The organism is Anaerotignum faecicola (genome assembly GCA_024460105.1).
GTDB lineage: Bacteria > Bacillota > Clostridia > Lachnospirales > Anaerotignaceae > JANFXS01.
The window spans coordinates 1-410 of sequence record JANFXS010000442.1 but is presented as its reverse complement, the minus strand read 5'-3'; the positions used below and the strand labels follow the sequence as shown (position 1 = coordinate 410).

The following is a 410-nucleotide window of genomic DNA, read 5'->3' as shown; positions in this document are numbered from 1 at the left end:
AATTGCAAAATCTGTTTTCCATACCCTTTGCCTGTATAATCTGGGCCAAGGGTATTTTTCTGATATTCAATGGTTTTGCGAATACATTCCCTGGCCGCCGCTTCACTCTCTGTCACTCGCCATTGCATATACAGTGCTGCTTCCGACCGCGACCATACATTTTTGTACATCGTTTCCCAGTCTTCAAATTTAGCTTTCTCAAGTATGAGATCTTTTGTTTCTTCTGAAAATTCACTTGGCTTTATAATCATCGTTTCGTTGTGTGTCGCTTCTTTCTGCTTGCTACTGCAAACAGTCAGAAGCACTGCGAATAACACAAAGATGAGAAAAGTACCTTTTTTCTCGTCTTTCCGTTTTAATGTCAGTCCTCCCATCAGGACTTTTATAACCTGATTTCATAACTATACCTC

At 40.2% G+C, this 410-nt stretch carries 1 protein-coding gene; it reads right to left on the bottom strand.

The features are described 5' to 3' along the window. On the bottom strand, positions 1-374 hold a 374-nt coding region (locus NE664_14785), incomplete at its 3' end, for a hypothetical protein (GenBank protein MCQ4727901.1). Positions 375-410 lie beyond the last annotated feature (36 nt).